The organism is Streptomyces sp. NPDC002680, assembly GCF_042889145.1.
GTDB lineage: Bacteria > Actinomycetota > Actinomycetes > Streptomycetales > Streptomycetaceae > Streptomyces > Streptomyces adonidis.
Window position 1 is genome coordinate 55,427 of sequence record NZ_JBIAQP010000004.1, and the last position, 20,244, is coordinate 75,670.

20 protein-coding genes and 3 pseudogenes are annotated in these 20,244 nt (G+C 67.3%); 13 read left to right on the top strand and 10 right to left on the bottom strand.

The genetic code is table 11. The features are described 5' to 3' along the window. Window positions 1-111 precede the first annotated feature (111 nt). Window positions 112-978 carry a helix-turn-helix domain-containing protein gene (locus ACFYXF_RS12520; protein WP_389349518.1) on the bottom strand — a complete coding sequence of 289 codons (867 nt, stop codon included), beginning with the start codon at window positions 976-978 and terminating at the stop codon, window positions 112-114. A gap of 127 nt (window positions 979-1,105) precedes the next feature. Between ACFYXF_RS12520 and ACFYXF_RS12525 the strand changes: the two genes are divergently transcribed. The 9 genes and pseudogenes from ACFYXF_RS12525 (at window position 1,106) to ACFYXF_RS12565 (ending at window position 7,902) form a co-directional block, all read left to right on the top strand. Then, complete coding sequence (locus ACFYXF_RS12525; RefSeq protein WP_389349519.1) at window positions 1,106-1,489, top strand: hypothetical protein; 384 nt, start codon at window positions 1,106-1,108, stop codon at window positions 1,487-1,489. A 17-nt stretch (window positions 1,490-1,506) separates the two neighbouring features. Further along, on the top strand, window positions 1,507-2,271 hold the full coding sequence (locus tag ACFYXF_RS12530; protein ID WP_389349520.1) for an SDR family NAD(P)-dependent oxidoreductase: 765 nt from the start codon (window positions 1,507-1,509) through the stop codon (window positions 2,269-2,271). Window positions 2,272-2,297: 26 nt separating this feature from the next. Next, complete coding sequence (locus tag ACFYXF_RS12535; protein ID WP_389349521.1) at window positions 2,298-3,278, top strand: aldo/keto reductase; 981 nt, start codon at window positions 2,298-2,300, stop codon at window positions 3,276-3,278. A 34-nt stretch (window positions 3,279-3,312) separates the two neighbouring features. Further along, a pseudogene (locus ACFYXF_RS12540) lies at window positions 3,313-4,081 on the top strand (aldo/keto reductase). Window positions 4,082-4,094: 13 nt separating this feature from the next. Beyond that, complete coding sequence (locus tag ACFYXF_RS12545) at window positions 4,095-4,466, top strand: DUF2255 family protein (RefSeq protein ID WP_389349522.1); 372 nt, start codon at window positions 4,095-4,097, stop codon at window positions 4,464-4,466. Between the two features lie 179 nt (window positions 4,467-4,645). Continuing rightward, window positions 4,646-5,311, top strand: coding sequence for an SDR family NAD(P)-dependent oxidoreductase (locus ACFYXF_RS12550; RefSeq protein ID WP_389349523.1), 666 nt, complete (start codon window positions 4,646-4,648; stop codon window positions 5,309-5,311). Window positions 5,312-5,374: 63 nt separating this feature from the next. Beyond that, window positions 5,375-6,070: pseudogene (locus tag ACFYXF_RS12555) on the top strand (N-acetylmuramoyl-L-alanine amidase). 105 nt (window positions 6,071-6,175) lie between these two features. Then, entirely contained in the window at window positions 6,176-7,213 is a 1,038-nt protein-coding gene (locus tag ACFYXF_RS12560; protein WP_389349524.1) for a hydroxyacid dehydrogenase, read from the top strand. A gap of 11 nt (window positions 7,214-7,224) precedes the next feature. Continuing rightward, complete coding sequence (locus tag ACFYXF_RS12565) at window positions 7,225-7,902, top strand: HAD-IA family hydrolase (protein WP_389349525.1); 678 nt, start codon at window positions 7,225-7,227, stop codon at window positions 7,900-7,902. Between the two features lie 278 nt (window positions 7,903-8,180). On the opposite strand, the gene ACFYXF_RS12570 is transcribed toward ACFYXF_RS12565, so the two are convergent. The 5 genes from ACFYXF_RS12570 to ACFYXF_RS12590 form a co-directional block, all read right to left on the bottom strand. Beyond that, window positions 8,181-9,245 carry a zinc-binding dehydrogenase gene (locus tag ACFYXF_RS12570; RefSeq protein ID WP_389349526.1) on the bottom strand — a complete coding sequence of 355 codons (1,065 nt, stop codon included), beginning with the start codon at window positions 9,243-9,245 and terminating at the stop codon, window positions 8,181-8,183. Then, window positions 9,242-10,000 carry a nitroreductase gene (locus ACFYXF_RS12575; protein ID WP_389349527.1) on the bottom strand — a complete coding sequence of 253 codons (759 nt, stop codon included), beginning with the start codon at window positions 9,998-10,000 and terminating at the stop codon, window positions 9,242-9,244. The genes ACFYXF_RS12570 and ACFYXF_RS12575 overlap by 4 nt, the downstream gene beginning before the upstream one ends. Before the next feature lie 143 nt (window positions 10,001-10,143). Next, window positions 10,144-11,130, bottom strand: coding sequence for an NADP-dependent oxidoreductase (locus tag ACFYXF_RS12580; protein WP_389349528.1), 987 nt, complete (start codon window positions 11,128-11,130; stop codon window positions 10,144-10,146). A 153-nt stretch (window positions 11,131-11,283) separates the two neighbouring features. Beyond that, the gene (locus ACFYXF_RS12585) at window positions 11,284-12,390 is read right to left on the bottom strand and encodes an NADH:flavin oxidoreductase/NADH oxidase (protein ID WP_389349529.1); all 1,107 of its coding nucleotides are present in this window, start codon (window positions 12,388-12,390) and stop codon (window positions 11,284-11,286) included. 173 nt (window positions 12,391-12,563) lie between these two features. Continuing rightward, a complete protein-coding gene (locus ACFYXF_RS12590) occupies window positions 12,564-13,433 on the bottom strand; it encodes a helix-turn-helix domain-containing protein (RefSeq protein ID WP_389349530.1) in 870 nt (289 codons plus the stop codon). A 274-nt stretch (window positions 13,434-13,707) separates the two neighbouring features. Here ACFYXF_RS12590 and ACFYXF_RS12595 point away from each other — a divergent pair, with 274 nt between their 5' ends. The 3 genes and pseudogenes from ACFYXF_RS12595 to ACFYXF_RS12605 all read left to right on the top strand — a co-directional run bounded on the left by ACFYXF_RS12595 (window position 13,708) and on the right by ACFYXF_RS12605 (window position 16,139). Continuing rightward, a complete protein-coding gene (locus ACFYXF_RS12595) occupies window positions 13,708-14,553 on the top strand; it encodes an SDR family oxidoreductase (protein WP_389349531.1) in 846 nt (281 codons plus the stop codon). Between the two features lie 69 nt (window positions 14,554-14,622). After that, entirely contained in the window at window positions 14,623-15,036 is a 414-nt protein-coding gene (locus tag ACFYXF_RS12600) for a cupin domain-containing protein (RefSeq protein ID WP_389349532.1), read from the top strand. Window positions 15,037-15,309: 273 nt separating this feature from the next. Further along, a pseudogene (locus tag ACFYXF_RS12605) lies at window positions 15,310-16,139 on the top strand (IS5 family transposase). Here the strand turns inward: ACFYXF_RS12605 and ACFYXF_RS12610 are convergent. From ACFYXF_RS12610 to ACFYXF_RS12625, 4 genes are all read right to left on the bottom strand, one after another. Then, window positions 16,105-16,458 carry a DUF2750 domain-containing protein gene (locus ACFYXF_RS12610; protein ID WP_389349533.1) on the bottom strand — a complete coding sequence of 118 codons (354 nt, stop codon included), beginning with the start codon at window positions 16,456-16,458 and terminating at the stop codon, window positions 16,105-16,107. The pseudogene ACFYXF_RS12605 and the gene ACFYXF_RS12610 sit on opposite strands and share 35 nt — an antisense overlap. A 68-nt stretch (window positions 16,459-16,526) precedes the next feature. Further along, complete coding sequence (locus ACFYXF_RS12615) at window positions 16,527-17,381, bottom strand: IS5 family transposase (RefSeq protein ID WP_389349920.1); 855 nt, start codon at window positions 17,379-17,381, stop codon at window positions 16,527-16,529. A 125-nt stretch (window positions 17,382-17,506) separates the two neighbouring features. Then, window positions 17,507-17,971 (bottom strand): MaoC/PaaZ C-terminal domain-containing protein, encoded by a 465-nt coding sequence (locus ACFYXF_RS12620; RefSeq protein WP_389349534.1) that lies wholly within the window; start codon window positions 17,969-17,971, stop codon window positions 17,507-17,509. 114 nt (window positions 17,972-18,085) lie between these two features. After that, entirely contained in the window at window positions 18,086-19,117 is a 1,032-nt protein-coding gene (locus ACFYXF_RS12625; protein ID WP_389349535.1) for a hydroxymethylglutaryl-CoA lyase, read from the bottom strand. 254 nt (window positions 19,118-19,371) lie between these two features. Here ACFYXF_RS12625 and ACFYXF_RS12630 point away from each other — a divergent pair, with 254 nt between their 5' ends. After that, window positions 19,372-20,154: an enoyl-CoA hydratase family protein gene (locus ACFYXF_RS12630; RefSeq protein ID WP_389349536.1), complete on the top strand. Its 783-nt coding sequence runs from the start codon at window positions 19,372-19,374 to the stop codon at window positions 20,152-20,154. The last annotated feature ends 90 nt before the right edge of the window (window positions 20,155-20,244 follow it).

Sequence of the window (20,244 nt, forward strand, 5' to 3'; positions counted from 1 at the left end):
CTCCCGGAGAAACCGCCACAGTCGGGCTCGACTGGTCGGGACACGGCCCAAGTGGCCGCACGCTGTGGCTGTTTGCTACCGGAGGCGGTTCTCGACGGGAGGTGCCCAGCGTCAGGGGGCGGTCTCAGTGCTCGACTGGTGGGTGGCGGACCAGGAGGCGAGAAAGCGCAGTCTCTCGTGGGAGGGGGTGCCCGGTTCCGCGCTCAGGACGGTGAGCTGCTGGTCAGGATCCGTGGGGCAGGCGAGGGTTTCCCAGTCGAGGGTGAGGTCACCGGCCACAGGATGACGGAAGGCCTTTGTGCCCATGGCGTGATGAGCCACCTGGTGGGCACCCCACCACTGCCGGAACTGGCGATCGTGTACGGAGAGCTCGTCGACGAGTGCGTTTAGGCGGGGATCGTCGGGATTCTGTGCGGCTTCCATACGCAGGAAGGCCACATTGGTGCGGGCGACATCTTCCCAATCCGCATACAGATCTCGCATCGCCGGGTCGGTAAAAACCAGTCTCACAGAATTACGCTGCTCTTCCGGGATCTGGGAGAAATCCGTCATCAAGGCGGCAGCGAGGGGATTCCAGGCGAGAATGTCCATGCAGCGGCCGAGAACGAGAGCAGGGGTATCGGTGAGATTGTCGAGGAGCCGTCGCATCGACGGCCGGACCTTCTGCGCTGCACGTCGGCGTGGCAGTGCATTTTCCTTCCCCGCCAGTTCGAGCAGATAGTCGCGCTGGTCGTCGTCCAGGCGCAGCACCTGGGCCAAGGCGAGAAGGACCGGTGTGGAGGCTTCGATGCGGCCCTGCTCCAGGCGGGTGTAGTAGACGGTGCTGATCGAGACCAGCTGCGCCACTTCCTCCCGGCGTAGGCCCGGGACCCTTCGCAGAGCCCCACTCTCGGGCAGACCCATCGCATGGGGGCTCAGTTCGGCGCGCCGGGCCTTGAGAAATTCACCCAGCTCACTGAGGTGTACGTCCCTGCTCATGCCGGTCACGATACTGCGGAAGCCGCCTCGGCACAGCTCTGCTGAGGGGTAGGGATTTATACCTGGAACATATATTCCCGGCAAGGCTCTTCCCCTTCGCCGGGACCTGCGGAGCGTGTGACACTGCATGTACAGCCAGTGGCTGTCCGATGAGATGCCGCATGGCCAGTTCGTTGGGGGGCAGGGTTTTATACCAGGAAAGATCTCTCCCATTGTCGCGTTCAGGATGTCGATGGCACTGTTTCCTCTGCGCTCGTCGATAGATCGAACAGAAAACTATGAGCCGGAAATCTTTTTCTCGACGCAGGTACGTCGGAGATCCTCATGGTCGGTCGCCCTGGCCGACCAGAACGAGCACCTGCGTCAGGGAGACCACCACGACGGTGACTCCGGGGAGGACGAGACCCGGCGCCGCACGCCGCGACCGACCCGCCCAGAGGTCTATGCGACCGGTCCGGCCCAGGCGACTGATGTGACGCCCCTGCTCCCTGCCACCACGCCGAACATCTAGCGGAAAGGACAACCTCGATGGCATCGCGACTGACCGGCACCGTCGCTCTCGTCACTGGCGCGAGCAGCGGAATCGGCGCCGCCACCGCCCGTCGACTCGCCGAGCAGAAGGCCTCCGTCGTGCTGGTGGCCCGCCGCAAGGACCGCCTCGACGACCTCGCCGCCGAGATCGAGAAGGCCGGCGGCACAGCCCTGGTCCTGGAGGCGGACATCACCGACCGCGCCCAGGCCGAGGCCGCCGTGCAGCAGGCCGTCGAGCACTTCGGACGCCTCGACATCCTGGTCAACAACGCCGGCCTGATGCTCCTGGGCCCCGTCGTCGACGCGGACGTCGAGGAGTGGGAGCGCATGATCGCCATCAACCTCCAAGGCCTGCTCTACACCACCCGCGCCGCCCTCCCCCACCTGCTCAAGGCAGCCGAGAACGGGCCCCGCCGGGTCGCCGACATCGTCAACATCAGCTCCATCGCCGGCCGACAGGCGTGGGCGAACTACGGCGTCTACAACCTCACCAAGTTCGGCGTGAACGGGTTCACAGAGTCCCTGCGCCAGGAGGTCACCCAGCGGCACGTGCGGGTGAGTGTTCTGGAGCCGGGCGCCGTCGACACCGAACTCGGCTCGCACAACAACGACACCATCCATACGGAGATCCTCGAGCCGTTCAACGAGCAGCACGAGCGACTGGAACCGGCTGACATCGCCGACGGGATCGCCTACATCGTGACCCGGCCCCGGCACGCCTCGATCGCCGAACTCTGGGTCATGCCCACCGACCAGGCCTGACGGCCGTCACAAACAAGGAGTATCCAATGAAGCACGTATCCCTGGGCGCACTCGATGTCTCTCGCATCGGTCTGGGAGCCATGACCATGGCTGGCACCTACACGACGGGCGGGGGGCTCGATGACTCCGAGTCGATCCGCACCATCCACCGGGCGCTGGACCTCGGGGTCACCCACATCGACACCGCCGAGATCTACGGCCCCTTCCACAGCGAGGAAATCGTCGGCAAGGCCATCAAGGGCCGACGCGACGACGTCGTCGTGGCGACGAAGTTCGGTCTCGTCTCCCACTCCGGTGGCGGCCCCGGCGTCGTCGACAGCAGCGCCGGCAACGTGAAGGCCGCAGTTGAAGGCTCACTCAAGCGGCTGGGCACTGACCACATCGACCTCTATTACCAGCACCGGGTCGACCGGAGCACTCCCATCGAGGAGACCGTCGGCGCGCTGGCCGAGTTGGTCGCCGAGGGCAAGGTGCGCCACATCGGGCTGTCCGAAGCCGGCCCCGAGACGATCCGCCGTGCGCACTCCGTGCATCCGATTGCCGCGCTGCAGACGGAATACTCTCTCTGGACCCGTGACGTCGAGGCCGAGATCCTTCCGCTGCTGCGTGAGCTCGGTATCGGGTTCGTTCCTTACTCGCCGCTCGGGCACGGCCTGCTGACCGGGCAGATCCGCACGGTCGACGACTTCCCCGATGACGACTGGCGCAAGACCAACCCGCGCTTCACCGGCGAGAACTTCCAGCGCAACCTGCGCATCGTCGACGAGGTGCAGGCCATCGGCGCCGAGATCGGAGCCACCCCGGCCCAGACCGCGCTGGCGTGGCTGCTGACCCGCGGCGACGACATCGCCCCCATCCCCGGAACACGGCGGGTCTCGCGCGTCGAGGAGAACACCGCCGCCGACGGCATCGAACTCACCACTGCTCAGCTCGACCGCCTGAACAACCTCACGCCGGCTTCGGGCGAGCGCCACGACGAGGCGAACATGGCCAGCATCGACCGCTGACCGCCCGCTCCGCACGCTCTGGAAAGACGAGGAGATGGAATACACCCGCCTGGGGCCTTCGGGCCTCAGCATCAGTCGCATCGCGCTGGGCACCATGGGTTTCGGCGCCTCGGAAGAGATCGTCGGCCGGGCGATCAAACAGTTCGCGCGACGCGACGGATTCGTGCTGGCGACCAAGATCCACCAGCACATGCACGACGGCCCCGGGGGTTCCTGGCTGCCACGCAAGGCGACCATGGAGCAGGTCGACGCCTCACTCACGCGGCTCGGCACCGACTGCATCGACCTGTACGAGATCCACCGCTTCGACCCGGATACCCCGGTCGAAGAGACGATGGAGTCGCTGCACAACGTGGTCAAGGCCGGCAAGGCCCGCTACATCGGCGCATCCAGCATGTATGTGTGGCAGTTCACCAAGATGCAGTTCGTCGCCCAGCTGAACTGGTGGACGAGGTTCGTCTCCATGCAGGACCAGTACAACCTGGTGCAGCGCGGGGAAGAGCAGGAGAGGTTCCCTCTCCTGGCCGACCAAGGACAGCGACAGGCCGACGATCGACGCGGTAGAGCGCATCGCGAAGGACCGGGGCGTGTCGATGGCCACGATCGCACTGGCCTGGGTGCTCAGGAACCCCGTGGTCGACGCCCCGATCGTGGGTGCGACCAAGGACCATCACTTGCCCGCCACTGCGGCGGCGCTCGACATCACACTCACCGACGACGAGGGCACCGCACTCGAGGAGCACTACGTACTGCGCGAGCCCACCTACTTCCAGTCGGGCCGAAGAACAAACCCGCATCCCTGAGAGAAGAACCATCATGAGCTCCTGGAGCCAGACACAGCTCCGTGCGATCGCCAAGAACGCGGATCTCTTCGTTTCCCCGTTCCGCGAGGACGGCACCACCTACGGCACCCCGACCCAGACTTGGGCACTCGTCGTTGACGGCCACGTTTACGTGCGTGCCGCCAACGGACAGCAGTCGAAGTGGTATCAGGCGGCCATCGTCCAGAAGGCCGGTCGTGTTCGCGTCGCCGGTGAGTACTACGAGGTCACCTTCGAACCCGTCGGCAGCGACGTCGACGCTGCTGTCGACACCGCCTACGAAGAGAAGTACCCGGGCAGCTCCGCCGTCCCGATCATGCAGGGTGACGGACCGAAATCGGCGACAGTTCGTATCTCCCCTCGCTGAACCCCGTCCCCGCTCCCGAACGCATGGCGACGCCCGACGACAGGTTGTCGGGCGTCGCCATGTCCGCAAAGACTCCGCCGAGGTCACAATCTCGCGTTCTCCACAGGGCGTTATGCCCATGGCCGGGGGCGTATTCGCCGGTAGGGCGGCGGGCGGCCCCCTACTCGAGGAGAAGAAGCATGACCACCATCGTCATCGTCGGAGCGGGAGGCGGCCTCGGAGCGGCCGTCGCCCGACAGTTCGGCCACGGCGGCTTCGATGTCGCGCTGATCTCCCGCAACAAGGACCGGCTCGACACGCTGGCGGCCGGCCTGACCGCCAAGGGGGTGACCGCACGCGGATTCGCCGCCGACGTACGCGATCGGGCTGCCCTGGAAGCAGCCCTCGACGCGGCGACCGCCACCCTGGGCCCGATCGAAGTGCTGCAGTACAGCCCGGTCCCGCAAAGGGAGTTCATGCGGCCGGTACTGGAGGCCACTCCAGCCGATCTGGCGGGCCCGATCGAGTTCTCGCTCTACGGACCGGTCACCGCGGTGCGCCAAGTGCTGCCCGGCATGCGGTCCCTCGGCCGCGGCACCCTCCTCTTCGTCAACGGAGGCAGCGCCGTACGCCCCCACCCCGAACGTGCCGGCACGTCCGTCGCCTTCGCCGCCGAAAGCGCTTACGCCCGGATGCTCCACGACACGCTCGCCGACGACAACATCCACGTCGGACAGCTCATCATCCCCGGCGCGATTGTGCCCGGCGACCCGGACACGGATCCCATCGTCCTGGCCCGCAGGCTGTGGGACATGCACAGCGAGCGGAGGGGATTCCGCCTCTGCGCAGGCGACTTGGACTCCTGACCACCAAGTGGGTGCGGGCCGTCGAACTGGCCCCCGCCGACACGTACACGAGGCAGCCTCTCCATGCGCTTCACTGATCGCCCGACCTGGGACTCGCCCGAGCAGCCCCGCTTCCAGAGCCGCAGAGCCGTCTTCTTCGGCACCGGTGCAGCCTTCCTCGGCGGGCTCGGCTTCGCGGCCGCTCGTTCGGCTGACGCCATCCCGCGCAGCTTCCCCGAGCCCCGGCGCTCGAGCGAGGGCCGCGGGCAATCCCGCGAGTACGGCAGAACTGACCATCCCGGCGCCGAGTGGATCGCCGCCTCGGACACCAACTACCGCGTCGCCGACCGGCCTTCCGACTACACGATCGACCGGGTCGTCGTGCACGTCACCCAGTCCACTCACCCCGTCGCCCTGAGGGTGTTCCAGGACCCCGGACACCGCGCCGCAACACACTATGTGGTTCGTGCTCGCGACGGCCATCTCACCCAGATGGTCAGCGAGTTGGACGTGGCCTTCCACGCGGGCAACCGCGAGTGGAACGAGCGCAGCATCGGAATCGAGCACGAGGGGTTCGTGGACCAACCGGACCGCTGGTTCACCGACGTCGCCTACCGCGCCTCCGCGAAACTGTGCGCCGACATCTGCGCGCGCCACGGCATCCGAGCCGACCGCTAACACATCGTCGGCCACAACGAGGTCCCCGGCGCCGACCACACCGACCCCGGCCCGTACTGGGACTGGGACCGCTACATACGCCTGATACTGGTCTCGGCCTGACGCTCCGTTCTGAACGGCGCGCTGCACTCGTCGCCCTGGTCGCCGGCGCCAAGAGCGCCGAGCTGTGACCGGAGAGCCAATACCCGTACACACGCGAGGAGTTCTGTGACCACTCTCCCCTCCACCCCCGCCAAACCCGTGGTGGTCCTGCGCCCCGGGCCGCAGCGCACGAACCGCATCTTCGCCCCCGCCGCTCTGGAGTCGCTCCGCGACCGCTTCACCGTGGTGGACCTGGAGAACGATCCCTCCGAGGAAGCACTTGAGGAGGTACTGCCCGACGCCTTCGCGATCGTCGGACAGCCCGACCTGCCGGCCGGGCGGCTTGCCCGCGCGGGCAGATTGCGGGCTCTGCTGAACGTCGAAGGCAATTTCTTCCCCAACGTCGACTACGCGATCTGTTTCGAGCGCGGTATCCATGTGCTGGGCTGCGGACCCGCCTACGCACAGGCCGTCGCCGAGTACTCCCTCGGACTCGCCCTCGACCTCGCCCGCGGCATCAGCCGCGAAGACCGCGCCTTCCGCGCCGGACGGGAGCGGTACGTCTCCGACGGCAACGTGGACGCTGTACTACTACAAGGCTCGGACGTGGGCCTGGTCGGTTTCGGCAACCTCGGCCGCAGCCTCAACCGGCTCCTCGCTCCCTTCCGGCCCACCATCCGGGTCTACGACCCCTGGTTGCCACCCAGCGTCCTGCACGAACACGGTGTGCTTCCCGCCTCGCTGGACGAGACCCTCTCGCAGAGCCGCTTCGTGTTCGTGCTGGCCACCGTCACGGACGACAGCCGCCACCTGATCGGAGAACGCGAACTCGAACTGCTGCCCGACGGCGCCCGCCTCGTCCTGGTCAGCCGCGCACCGGTCGTCGACTACCCGGCGCTGCTCGCCCACGTCGCGCGCGGACGCCTGCTCGCCGGCATCGACGTATGGCCGGAGGAACCGGTCGCCGCCGACGACCCGGCCCGCGACCTCGACGGTCTCGTGCTCTCCGCACACCGCGCGGGCGGCATCCCGGAAGCCTTCCAGACCATCGGCGACATGGTCCTCGACGACCTGACCCTCCTCGCCCAGGGGCTCCCTCCCGTCCGTATGCAGACCGCCGCCCGTGAACTGGTCGGCCGCTACCGCAACCGCCCCGTGACGTGAAGGGACCACCCATGACTGCACAGCCCCACCCACCCGCCGTGCTCGACATCCCTTGCGAGGGCCTGCTCTTCGACAACGACGGCGTCCTGGTCGACTCAGACCACGGTGTCGACCAGGCCTGGAGCCAGTGGGCCCGCGATCGCGACCTGCCGCCGGAACAGGTGACCGCCATGGTGCACGGCCGCCGTTCGGCCGACACCGTCGCCCTACTGGTGACCGACCCGGAGGAGCGACCGTCTGCGCTCGCCGCGATCGACCGCCTGGAGGTGGAGGCCGCGGCCTCCACCACAGCGCTCCCCGGCGCCCTCGACTTCCTCGCGGGCCTGCCACGCGACCGGTGGGCGGTGGTGACCTCCGGAGTCACCGTCCTGGCTCGGGCCCGCCTCACGGCGGCAGGGCTGCCCACTCCACCCGTGCTTATCACCGCAGACGACGTCAGCCACGGCAAACCGGCGCCCGACGGCTACCGTACGGCGGCAGAGAAGCTGGGCTTCGCCCCGGTACGGACCGTTGTCTTCGAGGACAGCACCTCCGGAGCGGAGGCCGGAGCCGCGGCGGGCGCTACCGTCATCGGAGTCGGGCAGCGCGGACTGGCCACCGACGCCACCGTCGTCGTCCGCGATCTGCGCGGCCTGCAATGGCACGACGGCGTTCTCAGCCTCGCCGCCGCGGACCTGCTGCGGTTCTGACCACCCCCCACCCCTCCGATGCGGGCGCGGACCTCCGGCTGGTGTCCCATGGCACTCAGGGAAACATCAGACGCCGAGCCGCACCCCATGCTCCGGAATCATCGGCACCGGATTCGTGGGGGGAAGTACACCCCTGCGCCGTACGCGCCGCAGGAGGCACGGTCGCAGCCGTCGCCACATCGAGGTCGTCCACATCTGTGCGCCCTGGAGTCTGGCACGCAGGGTTTCTGTGAGAAGCCGCCGACCGCAGAGAGGGTGTTCGCACCGCACGGCCGCAGTCAGCCGACGACGACGATCGGCTTGATGAGGGTCTGGTCGCGGCTGCGCATCAGTTCGAGGCTCTTCCCGACGTTGTCCCAGCCGTGCAGCACATGAGTTGCCAGCGGCTGGGTGTCGAGCTTGCCGTTCTCGATCAGCAGCAGCAGACGCTCCATGTAGTCCCGGCCCTGGTTGGCCTGGGCTGCGGTGAGAAACTTCTCCATCACACCGTAGTTCCAGACCTCCATCGGAATGGTCACCGTCTCGTCGTCGAAGAAGCCCGAGACCACCGAAACGTGGCCGCCGAACTTCGTGAGCCTCATGGCCGTGCCGATCTGGTCACTCGCGCTGCCCCCGCTGGCGACCAGGACACTGTCGACCTGCGCACCACCGGTCAGCGTCATGATCTGCTCGTAGACGTCACCCATTTTGTAGTCGATGAGGTCAGTCGCCCCATACTGCGTCGCGACGGTCATCGTGTTCGGGCGCGAGCCGACGGCGATAATACGGCCAGCTCCCCGAAGCGCCGCCGCGGCCACTCCCATAAGTCCCACGGGTCCCACACCCAGGACGACGACGACCTCGCCGAACTGGATCTCCATCCGCTCAACGCCGGTGAAGCCTGTGGCAGCCATGTCGTCGACGGAGACGGCCTGGACATCAGTGACTCCGTCGGGAATGCGCGCCAGGTTGGAGTCCGCGTCGAAGCACTTCACCAGTTCCGAGAACCACCCGCCGTTGGTCGGGTCGTCGGAGAAGTAGGGGCTCTTGCTCTGGTGGAACTTGCCCTCTCCGCGCTGTGCCCGGGGATGCCTCCAGTCCGCCAGCCCCGCGGGAAGGACGACGCGGTCCCCGGGTGCGAAGTCGGCGACCAGGTCGCCGACTTGCTCGACAACTCCGACGGCCTCGTGACCGATGACCTTGCTCAGCGCGTTCGGGAGTGAGAGCGAGTCGATGAGATGCACGTCTGTCGTGCAGGTCGCTACTGCGGTCGGGCGGACCAAGGCGTCGTACGGTCCGATCTCCGGGACCGGTACCTCCTGCCAGTCGGCGCGACCCTTCTCTTGGATGACGTAGCCCTTCATGAGGCTCTTCCCTTCGTGTCGTCCGGACTCTGGAGTGGGGGGTTCGGAGCTTGGCGACTGTCGAACAGGCCAGGGGTGTCGTGGGCGATGACGCTCTCCTGGGCCGGGACCCTGCCGAGGCGGTAGCTGTTGTCCCGGGACGAGCGGTCTTCGTGCCCGAACGAGATGCCGAAGAACAGCTTGAGGTCGTCGGGAACGTTCAGGACATCGCGGACGGTGTCGGCGTAGAGGCCCAGTACGGTCTGAGGGATTCCGCCCAGGCCTCTGGCGGCGAGGGAGAGCAGGAAGGTCTGGGCGTACATGCCGATGTCGCCGCCCACGCGCACGCCGTCACCGAAGACGGGAGCGAAGAGCATGGCCACGTGGGGAGCCCCGTAGAACTCGAAGTTGCGCCGATCCGCCATGCGGCGTGCTTCACGATCCGACCGGGCGATGCCAAGAGCGTCATTGCGGGTCTGTACCTGGTGGCGAGAGCACTGTGCGTACGCGCCGAAGTATTCGTTCTGGTCGAAGGTGAAGTCGCCGGACAACTCTCCCGCGGCTTCGGCCCGCAGCAGTTCCTTACTCAGCAGATCCCGCTGCCGGCCCGAGACTATGTGGATATTCCACGGCTGGGTGTTGCAGTTGGAGGGGGCCGTCCGCGCATCCTCCAGCACGCTGCGGATCTGCGCAGGGGACAACGGATCCGGCAGGAACGCGCGAACGGAGTGACGAGCCCGGACGGCCTCGGCGAAGGAAAGGGTGTCGCCAGACACGGCGCTCCTCTTACGAACTGGGTGGTGGCACGGCGATGCCCGTGCATGGGTGTGACGGACGCGCGCGGCATGGTGGGCGCCGCGCCGCCATGCGGCGAGCGCATCTCGATCGACACTCGTTCTCCGCACTCCCGCGCTGGCTTTCACATGGCTGCTTCGGGCGGGAATTCGAGGATGAGCCGCCCCCGAAGGCCGCCCTTCTCCAGCAGCCGATGAGCCTCGGGAGCCTGGTCGGCGGGCAGGGTCGCCGCGACTCTGAGAGTGAGCTCACCCGATTCCACCTGTTCGCGCAGCCGGATGATGGCCGCGGTGTCGGTGATACGAGAGCGGACGTTCACAGGGTGTACGACGATGCCCCGGCCGGGATCGCCCTCCCAGAAACGGACGACCGCGATCTGGCCGTTGTCACGAATGGCCGGCGCAATTCGGTCGTGCAGCATGGCGCTGTCCGCGACGGCGTCGACGCCACCGGGCACAACGTCCAGCACGCGCTGTGCGATGTCGTCGCCGCGAGCGACGACGGTGTCGGCGCCGTGGGAACGCAGCCACTCCTCGTCGTGCTCCGACGCCACCGCGACGACACGCAGGTCTTCCAAGGCAGCGAGCTGGACGACGTAGCCGCCGACGGCACCGCCCGCTCCGGTGACGACCAGAGTCGAACCGGGCGCGAGTGCGAGGGAGTCCAAGATGCTCCGGGCAGTCAGCGCGTTCATGAGGAACGAGGCTGCTTCCGGGAACGTCGTGCCGACGGGCTGACGCGTGACCGACGCGGCCGACAGGACGACGAACTCGCTGTAGCCGCCGTGCCGGCCGTGGTTGTCGACGATGCCGATCACGGGCTCGCCCTCGGACAGTCCGTACGCGGCCTTGACGTCGTCTGCGACCTCGTCCAGCGTGCCCGCCACGTCCATGCCGGGAATGAAGGGAGGTTCAAAATCGCGGTACCACTCGGCGAGGGAACCGTCGCGGAGCATGGCGTCGGCCGGGTTCACCCCGGCGGCACGCACCCGCACCCGCACCTCGTCGGGGCCGGCATGCGGCTCCGGAAGCTCGACGGCGTGCAACACGTCCGGGCCGCCATAGGTGTGCAGACCGATCGCTTTTATGGACGAGGACTGCCTTGCGCTCATGAAGAGGTGTTCCTTCCGTGCGTGCCGACGGCCTGCTCACCCGACACCCCTCGACGGACAGGGAGCATGAGGACCGTCTCGCGGTGTTGGTGGTGCGGCCACCACCCGTGCGGTGGGGCGGCCCCTGCGCATCCGCAGCGCCGGGCCTTCCCCTCAGCTGCGCCGTCGTACGGCGTACTCGTACTGCTCGGGCCAGCGGGGCTCGGCGCCGAGTTCGAGTGCGGCGTGCTGGGGCCAATAGGGGTTGCGCAGCAGTTCGCGGCCGAGCAGGACGGCGTCGGCCTCTCCGGTGGCCACGATGTCCTCGGCATGGGCCGGCTCCAGAATCAGGCCGACGGCGCCGGTGAGCATCCCGGTCACCGCACGGACCTGCGCGGCGAAGGGAACCTGGTAGCCGGGCGCGATGGGGATCGTGGCGTCGGGAACCATGCCGCCGGTGGACACATCGAGAAGGTCGACGCCATGCGCTTGGAGCTCCTTGGCGAGGCGGACGGTGTCGTCACCGGTCCAGCCCATGCGCTCGTCCTCCGGATTCTCGGTCAGCCAGTCCGTGGCCGAGGTGCGGAAGAAGACCGGCAGGTCCTCGGGCCACACCTCGCGTACGGCGTCGACCACCTGGAGGGGAAAACGGAGACGGTTTTCGAAGCTGCCGCCATAGGAGTCGGTGCGGTGGTTGGAAGCCGGAGAAAGGAAGGAGTTGATCAGGAAGCCGTGGGCACCGTGCAACTCGACCACCTGAAAGCCCGCGGCCAGGGCCCGCTTCGCCGACTCGGCGAAATCCCTTACCAACTGCTGGATCTCGTCCACCGTGAGCTCGTGCGGTACGGACCGCCCGGCGAACGGTGCAGGGCTGGGCGCGACCGCCTGCCAACCGCCCTCGGCCTCGGGTATGTACCGGCCGGTGAGCCAGGGCTTGTCGACGGATGCCTTGCGGCCTGCATGGCAGAGCTGGATGGCCGGAACAGACCCCTGGGAGCGGATGGCTGCGGTGATGCGCGCGAATGCTTGCTGCTGACGGTCGTTCCACAGACCCAGGTCCCAGGGGGTGATGCGCCCGTCGGGCCGTATCCCTGTTGCCTCGGCCATCACCAGTCCGGCGCCGCCGGCTGCCCGGCTGGCCAGGTGGGTGAGGTGGAAGTCGGTCGGCACCCCCGCCTCCGGTCCGTCCGAGGCGGCGGAGTACATGCACATCGGGGATGTCCAGACACGGTTGGGGATCTTGAGTGACCGCAGGGTCAGGGCGGTGAACAGGACACTCACGAGTGGTTCCTCATCGATTGGGACGTACTGGCCCAGGGGTGGCCAATGGCTTGGGTGGAACGGGGTGCCGTGTGCGGTTCGGCAGTCGGGCGCGGGCGAGCCACTGGCGTGTCAGTGACGCGACGGTGCGCCGCATTCCGTCCGCAGGCGCAGGTCGGCCCGTACTGATGCGGTCAGACGGCGTTGTCGGGTGCTGACGGCTGGTGATTCGTGGCCCAGGAGGCGAGGATGCGCAGCGCGTCGTGGGAAGGGGTGCCGGGTTTTGCTGTCAGCACGATGAGCACCTGCTCGGAGTCAATGCTGGCAGTGAGGGTGTCCCAGTCGAGGCTGAGCTCGCCGGCCACGGGGTGGTGGAAGGTCTTGGTGCCCACCGTGCGGGCGGCCACGTGGCGATCGCCCCACCAACGGCGGAAGTCCGGATCTCGAACCGACAACTCCCCTACGAGGGCGGCCAGCCGGGGGTCGTCAGGATACTTGGCAGCCTGCATCCGCAGCTGCGCAACGGTGGTGTGAGCCACCTGCTCCCAGTTCGCATACAGCGTCCTCATCGCGGGATCGGTGAAAAGAAGCCGTGTGTGGTTTCTTTTCCTCTCCGGAATTTCCGCGTAATCGGTCATCAGGGCGGCGGCCAGGGAATTCCAGGCGAGGATGTCAGTACGGCGGCCCAGAACAATAGCCGGAGTGTCGATCAGGTTGTCCAGGAGGCGTTGCAGCGTCGGCTGCACCTTCTGCACGGCGCGGCGGCGAGGCCGGGCCTGGTCTTTGCCCGCGAGTTCGAAGAGGTAGTCCCGTTGGTCGTCGTCCAAACGGAGTACCTGCGCCAGGGCGGACAGTACCGGCCCCGATGCCTGGAGGCGGCCCTGCTCAAGGCGGGTGTAGTACTCGGTGCTGATGGCGGCGAGCTGAGCGACTTCCTCACGGCGTAGTCCCTCGACCCGCCTCAGGCCACCCGTGTCGGGCAGGCCCACAGCGCGGGGGCTAAGTTCGGCCCGGCGGGTCTTGAGGAACTCGCCCAGCTCATTGAGATGCGCGTTGCGAGTCATACCGACCAGTGTGACACCGAATGGACCAACACTGGGGGGTAGGGATTTATACCTGGAACCTTTCATCCGGGTAGGGAATTCTACCCTTTACGGGTGCGCGTGCCGGGGAGAAAGTCGATGGCATAGCGAGGAGAAACCTGCCAGGCAATCGACGACCGCGCGCTCCACACCGGATCGGCCCGGCCGACGGCCGGGAAGCCTTCCTCGACTCGGTACGTCATCACACAGCACAGCACACCGGGTGTCGGATCACGGCACCTGAAAGGAACCCCTCATGAGCAAGGTCATCCTCGTCACCGGCGCCGGACGCGGCCTCGGCACCGACATCGCCCGCGAAGCCCTCGCCGCCGGCCACCAGGTCGTCGCCACCGGCCGCCGCCCCGAAGACGTCGAGAAAACCCTCGGCGGACCCCACGACAACCTCCTCGTCACCAAGCTCGACATCACCAACCCCGACGACGCCGAGACCACCGTCCAAGCCGCCATCGACCGCTTCGGCCGCATCGACGTCCTCATCAACAACGCCGGCAACTTCTACGCCGGCTACTTCGAGGAGATCACGCCCGCGCAGATGCGCCAGCAGATCGAGACCAACCTCTTCGGCCCCATGAACGTCACCCGCGCCGTCCTGCCCCTCCTGCGCAAGCAGCGCACCGGCCACATCATCACCCTCTCCTCCTCCGCCGGCATCATCGGCCAGGAATTCTGCGTCGCCTACGCCGCCTCCAAGTTCGGCGTCGAGGGCTGGATGGAGTCACTGCGCTACGACGTCGAGCCCTACGGCATCCACACCACCGTCGTGGAGCCCGGCTTCTTCCGCACCGAACTCCTCGTCGACGGCTCGACCATCTGGCCCGAGCCGACCATCGACGACTACGCCGAACGCACCACCGCCACCATCGCGGGCTGGAAGAGCATGAACGGCCAGCAGACCGGCGACCCCGCCAAGCTCGCCCGCGCCCTGCTCAGCATCGCCGACCAGGACAAGCCCCTCCAGCGCTTCGTCGCCGGAGCCGACGCCATCGAAGGCGTAAAGGCCAAGGCCCAGGAACTCCTCGCACAAGCCGAAGCCTCCCGGGAACTCGGCGCCAACCTCGCCCACGACGACACCAACGCCTGAGCACCCGAGCGGCTACCTGTCACGCTGCCGCCTGAACAGCGGCAGCGGCACTCTTCGAAGAAGGCATGAATGGAGATCCTCAAGCAGCCGCCGACCGCCAAGGGCCCAGCCGACATGTTCATCGGCGATGTCTGGTTCGACGTTATTCACCGGGGCGAGGAGCCCTCGCGGGCACGCGCGAACATGGTCAGGTTCGCTCCTGGCGCCCGCACCGCCTGGCACAGCCACGGCCTGGGGCAGACCTTGTACATCGTCGACGGCATCGCCCTGATCCAGTCCCGCGGCGGCGAGATCCTTGAAGCCCACCCCGGCGATGTCATCTACACGCCCCCGGGCGAGGCGCACTGGCACGGCGCCGCCCCCGACCACTTCATGACCCACCTCGCCCTGTGGGAGAGCCCCGGCTCAGGCCCGGAAAGCACCTGGTTCGAGCATGTGGCTGACGACGAATACGGCGGCCCGCGCCGCAGTGCCCGCAGCTGATCGAGTCACCACGGAGTGGGCGGGCCCAGCCCGCCCACTCGTCACCGTGCTGTCATGCACGCCAAATGAACTTCGAGAACAAGGTGGCGCTCGTCACCGGCACCGCATCTGGCAGGGGACTCGCGACAGCCCAGGCTTTCGCCGAAGGTGGTGCCGCCGTTGGGCTCGCGGACGTCGACAAGCATGCCGTGGAGGCCTCACAGCGGCTAACACAAAGAGGTGGATCGGCGCTGATGGCCGTGTCCGGGGCGGGAGTTGAGCGTTCGGTTCGGTGTGGGGACACCTCCGTGGATCGTGTCGGACGAGCTGCGGGACCGCCGGGAGCCGCTGCTGCCGCAGCGCGAACGGCGCTTCCGCTATCCGGGCCGCAGGCCGTTGCCGGACCGGGATGTGCTGTGCGAGATCCTGTACGTGCTGCACACCGGGATCCAGTGGGAGTACCTGCCACAGGAACTCGGTTTCGGCTCGGGCATGACGTGCTGGCGACGGCTGAGGGACTGGAACGAGGCCGACGTCTGGCAGCGGCTGCACGAGGTCCTGCTCGCCGAGCTGAACGCGGCCTCGCGGCTGGACTGGTCCCAGTGCGTGGGCGACTCCTCCCACGTCAGAGCACTAAAAGGGGGCAGCACACGGGCCCCTCGCCGGTCGACCGGGGCCGGGCCGGCTCGAAGCATCACGTGATCACCGACGGCACGGCACCCCGCTCGCGGTCATTCTCACCGGAGGCAACCGCAACGACGTCACCCAGCTCCTGCCCCTCCTCGACGCGATCCCGCCCGTCCGCGGCCGGGTCGGCCGGCCCCGCCGCAAACCGGACTCGCTGTTCGCCGACCGAGGCTACGACCACGACTCCTACCGCGACCAGGTCCGCGCCCGCGGCATCGTGCCGGCCATCGCCCGTCGAGGCACGCGCCATGGCACCGGGCTGGGTAACTACCGGTGGGTGGTCGAGCGAACCTTCCGCCTGGCTTCACGGATTCCGACGACTACGGATCCGCTGGGAACCCAGAGCCGACATCGACGAAGCGTTCCTCAAACTCGCCTGCTGCCTCGTCACCCACCGACAACTCAGGTCACTGTGTGAGCTGCCGATAGCCGGTTGAGAACTTCGTTGGGGGTGAAGCTCCAGCCGACCAGGCGCGGCCCGCTCCAGTTGATGCCGATCACGAGTCCATCCCGGGCGGCATCGGGTAGTACGCGATCGCACCAAGTATCCAAGGGCATGGACTCAACGCGGAGCCCATGCCCCCAGATCTTTGCTGCCCTCTGGGCGCGCGGCGAGGTCGACCAGAAGGGAAGACTTCGCGTGCCGTCCGCGGAGAGGTGAGTCGGGCTTCCGTCGTCATCCCGGACAAGCCAGACCACGCTGCTTTGGCGGACGTCTCGGAAGAATGCCGCCGCTTGCGAACCGCTCTGACTCATGGCTACCGAGCCTACCGTTCTCCCACACTCATTTCGTTAGGAGTTCTTAGAGGGCATCTGATCAATGTTCAAGCCGTTGCGAGTGGGATGTCCGTTTCGATTCGCCGGGTTGGCGTGGATTCTCCGGTCGGTTCGCGGGACATTTTGTTAGCCATCGCCCAGTGGATCATCGTCCGGGATCTTTGCGGCAGGGCTTCGTAGTCCCGCGCCAGCCGACGGTGCTGCATCAGCCAGCCGAAGGTCCGCTCGATCACCCACCAATTCGGCAGCGGCTCGAACCCCTTCGTCCGCGGCCGCTGCACCACCTCCACATCGATCCCGAGCCCGGCGCCATGATCGAGGATGCTGTTCTGGTAGCCGCCGTCGGCCCAGACCTTGGTCACGCTGGGATGGGCTGCGGCCAGGTCGTCGAGCAGGAGCTTGCCGCCGGTGGTGGTGTCGTGCACGTTCGCGGCGGTGACGAGTACGGCCAGCACCAGACCGAGCGTGTCCGTGATCAGGTGTCGCTTGCGCCCTTTGATCTTCTTGCAGGCGTCGATGCCCTGGCTGGCCTCGGACACGTTCGCCGAGGTCTTCACGCTCTGCGCGTCGACCACGACCGCGGTCGGCTCTGCCCTGCGGCCGTGGGCTCGGCGTATCTTGTCGCGTAACAGGTCGTGGACCTGCTGGGTGGTTCCGTCGGTTTCCCACTTCGCGTAGTAGTCGTAGACGGTCTTGTGGGGCGGGAAGTCGTGCGCCAGGTACTCCCACGGGATGCTGGTGCGGTTGACGTAGAGGATCGCGTTGACGATCTCGCGCAAATCGTGCACTCGCGCTGCCGTTCCAGGTCCGGTCCGCCTGGCGCGCCAGGCCGTGAAGACCGGTTCGATCAAGGCCCAGCGGGCATCGGAGACATCACTGCGGTATGGGCGACGAGCACTCACGCCTCGCTTGACGACCACCAACACCGGCAGTCACAAAAACATCCCTAACTACCAACTACCTAGATCAGATGCCCTCTTAGCCTCATCGGACAGCTGCCCACGCGCCAGCGGACGAGGCCCTGTTGTCACTCCTCCGCCTCCATGGCCAGAGCCTCGCTCCGACCAGCAACGAGCAGAGAGAAGAGACCGGAAAACACAAGAGTTCCATCCTGGTTCACCAAGCGCGCCTCGCTGGTCACTACCGCAGCCCCTCCACCGGGCCGAGGCTGGATGTCGACGATTTCAGATTCCGCATGTACCGAGTCGCCCAGATACACGGGTGCGCGGAATCGAACCTTGTCCATGCCGTAGAAGCATTGCAGGTAGCTCGGATGGAGTTCGACCAGACCGAGCAGCGTCGACATCATCAGGGCACCGTGTGCGATGCGCTGACCGAAGCGCGTCCGCGCGGCGTATTCGGGATCCAGATGCAGGGGATGCCGGTCTCCCGTCAAGTCGGCGAAGTCACGCACATAGTCTTCGGTGACAGTCCGGGAATCGGTCGTCACGACGTCGCCGATCCGGATGTCTTCATAGCTCGCGGATATCAAGACAGAACCTTTCAAATACCACTGAGTTGACGGCGGGGAATCCGGTAGGCCGGGGTACTCGCCGGACGGAGAATGCTGTCCTTGTCGATCTGGATGTCTCGGCTTTCCAGGCCGTCAGTTGTCGCCGTCCGGCTGCGGGCGCACGTCCAGACCGTGGCGGCTCGCCCGCTGCTCTGCCAACGCCCGGACTGTGCGGGAGGCGCTGGGACGGCCCAGCTGTGCGGCCATCCAGGTGCTGGTGCCGACGAGTGCCCCGAGGTCGACCCCGGTGTGGATACCGAGCCCATTCAGCATCCACACCAGGTCCTCGGTAGCGAGGTTCCCGGTGGCGCTCTTGGCATAAGGACAGCCGCCGAGTCCGCCGGCCGAGGCGTCCACGACGGAGATGCCGGCCTGGAGAGCGGCCAGGGTGTTGGACAGCGCCTGTCCGTAAGTGTCGTGGAAGTGCACGGCGAGCCGGTCCGGTCCGATGCCCGCGGTGTCCAGTGCGGCGATCAACTCGTGCACGTGGCCGGGGGTGGCCACACCAATGGTGTCCCCCAAGCTCAGTTCGTCGCAGCCCAGTTCAGCCAGTCGGCGGGTCACCTCGACCACCTGACCCACTGGCACCCGCCCCTCCCAAGGGTCGCCGTAACACATGGACAGGTAGCCGCGTACGCGGAGGCCGTGCTCCGTGGCGCGCCGCACGACGGAAGTGAACATCTCCAGCGACTCGGCGACAGTGCGGTTCAGGTTGCGGCGGGCGAACGTCTCCGTCGCGCTGGCGAAGACGGCCACATGCCGGACTCCGAGGTCGAGGGCTCGGTCCAGCCCGCGATCGTTGGGGACGAGCACCGGCAGGTCAAGCGATGTCGGCAGCGCGGGATCCACGGCCAGGGCGGCGACGAGGTCGGCCGCGTCGGCGAGCTGCGGTACCCACGAGGGAGGCACAAAGCTCGTCACCTCGATCGTTGTCAGGCCTGCGGTGGCCAGGCGCCGGATGAACTCGGCCTTGACCTCCACCGGCACGATCGCGGACTCGTTCTGCAGGCCGTCGCGGGGCCCGACTTCGTGGATGCGTACGGCCGCGGGCAGCCCTGGATGCGGCGTCACGCTCGGCAGTAGATGCTCGGCCACGGCACGTCCGCTGGTTATGGGTGGCGTCATGCCTCAGTCTCCTCGTTCGGGGTGTCTTCGCTCCCCCGCGCGAATGCCGCGAACACCTCGACACCACGTCTCGGGGCGGGCCGGCCGGCCGGAGCGGAACCTTGCCTGGGCGGCGGGAGTGCCTCGTGAGTTAGTTAACGTTAACTCACATCGCCAGGTTAATGTACGTTAACTGAGGCGTCCAGGGGCTGCGGCCCAGCCGGGAGCCACCGATCCCGTTCGGCCCGCTCCGGCCCCGTCATGAAGGAGAAGCAATGGCAGAACGCACCGAGGACGTGGTGACAGTGCACGTCGAGGGCGGCATCGCCACCCTCACTCTCGACTCGCCAGGCAGTCGCAACGCCCTGTCCGCCGCCCTGGTGAAGCAGCTGCACGCCGGCCTGGCCCGCGCCGCAGCCGACAACACCGTCCGCGCGATCGTCCTCACCCACACCGGGCCCACGTTCTGCGCGGGCGCGGACCTCAAGGAAGCCGCGCAGGGCGGTATGCAGCAGGGGGCCGAGACGCTGCTGGGGTTGCTGAGGAGGATCGTGGAGACCCCGGTCCCCGTCATAGCCCATCTGAAGGGCAACGCCCGGGCCGGCGGTCTGGGCATCGTCGCGGCCGCCGACATCGCTGTGGCCCCCGCCGACACGACCTTCTCCTTCTCCGAGGTCCGGCTGGGTCTGGCTCCCGCGATCATCTCTCTCACCGTCCTGCCCCGCATCGACGAACGGGCAGCCGGTCGCTACTTCCTGACGGGCGAGATGTTCAACGGCGCCGCAGCGGAGCGAATGGGTCTGCTGACCGAGGCTCCACGCGAGGTAGCGGCCGTGGAGGACAGCGTCCGGCAACTGGTCAGCGCCCTGCGGCTGTGCTCCCGGCAGGGCCTGATCGAGTCCAAGAAGCTGACCACGGCCCGGGTGCGCCATGTGCTCACACAGCAGGGTGATGCGATGGTCAAGCTCTCCGCCGATCTGTTCGCGTCCGAGGAGGCCCTCGAAGGAATGCGGGCCTTCCGCGAACGCCGCCCGCCGCGCTGGGTGCTGTCGCGCTGACCCGCGTGCGACTACTCCTCGGGGATCGGCCACGCCGTCCGATGCCCTGGCGCAGAGCGAAGTGCAGGGTCACGTGCAGAGCACGCTGTG

Coding starts and splice junctions, on each gene's coding strand:
- ACFYXF_RS12520 (WP_389349518.1), bottom strand. CDS start 978: ATGAGCAGGGACGTACACCTCAGTGAGCTGGGTGAATTTCTCAAGGCC.
- ACFYXF_RS12525 (WP_389349519.1), top strand. CDS start 1,106: ATGTACAGCCAGTGGCTGTCCGATGAGATGCCGCATGGCCAGTTCGTT.
- ACFYXF_RS12530 (WP_389349520.1), top strand. CDS start 1,507: ATGGCATCGCGACTGACCGGCACCGTCGCTCTCGTCACTGGCGCGAGC.
- ACFYXF_RS12535 (WP_389349521.1), top strand. CDS start 2,298: ATGAAGCACGTATCCCTGGGCGCACTCGATGTCTCTCGCATCGGTCTG.
- ACFYXF_RS12545 (WP_389349522.1), top strand. CDS start 4,095: ATGAGCTCCTGGAGCCAGACACAGCTCCGTGCGATCGCCAAGAACGCG.
- ACFYXF_RS12550 (WP_389349523.1), top strand. CDS start 4,646: ATGACCACCATCGTCATCGTCGGAGCGGGAGGCGGCCTCGGAGCGGCC.
- ACFYXF_RS12565 (WP_389349525.1), top strand. CDS start 7,225: ATGACTGCACAGCCCCACCCACCCGCCGTGCTCGACATCCCTTGCGAG.
- ACFYXF_RS12570 (WP_389349526.1), bottom strand. CDS start 9,245: ATGAAGGGCTACGTCATCCAAGAGAAGGGTCGCGCCGACTGGCAGGAG.
- ACFYXF_RS12580 (WP_389349528.1), bottom strand. CDS start 11,130: ATGAGCGCAAGGCAGTCCTCGTCCATAAAAGCGATCGGTCTGCACACC.
- ACFYXF_RS12590 (WP_389349530.1), bottom strand. CDS start 13,433: ATGACTCGCAACGCGCATCTCAATGAGCTGGGCGAGTTCCTCAAGACC.
- ACFYXF_RS12595 (WP_389349531.1), top strand. CDS start 13,708: ATGAGCAAGGTCATCCTCGTCACCGGCGCCGGACGCGGCCTCGGCACC.
- ACFYXF_RS12600 (WP_389349532.1), top strand. CDS start 14,623: ATGGAGATCCTCAAGCAGCCGCCGACCGCCAAGGGCCCAGCCGACATG.
- ACFYXF_RS12610 (WP_389349533.1), bottom strand. CDS start 16,458: ATGAGTCAGAGCGGTTCGCAAGCGGCGGCATTCTTCCGAGACGTCCGC.
- ACFYXF_RS12625 (WP_389349535.1), bottom strand. CDS start 19,117: ATGACGCCACCCATAACCAGCGGACGTGCCGTGGCCGAGCATCTACTG.
- ACFYXF_RS12630 (WP_389349536.1), top strand. CDS start 19,372: ATGGCAGAACGCACCGAGGACGTGGTGACAGTGCACGTCGAGGGCGGC.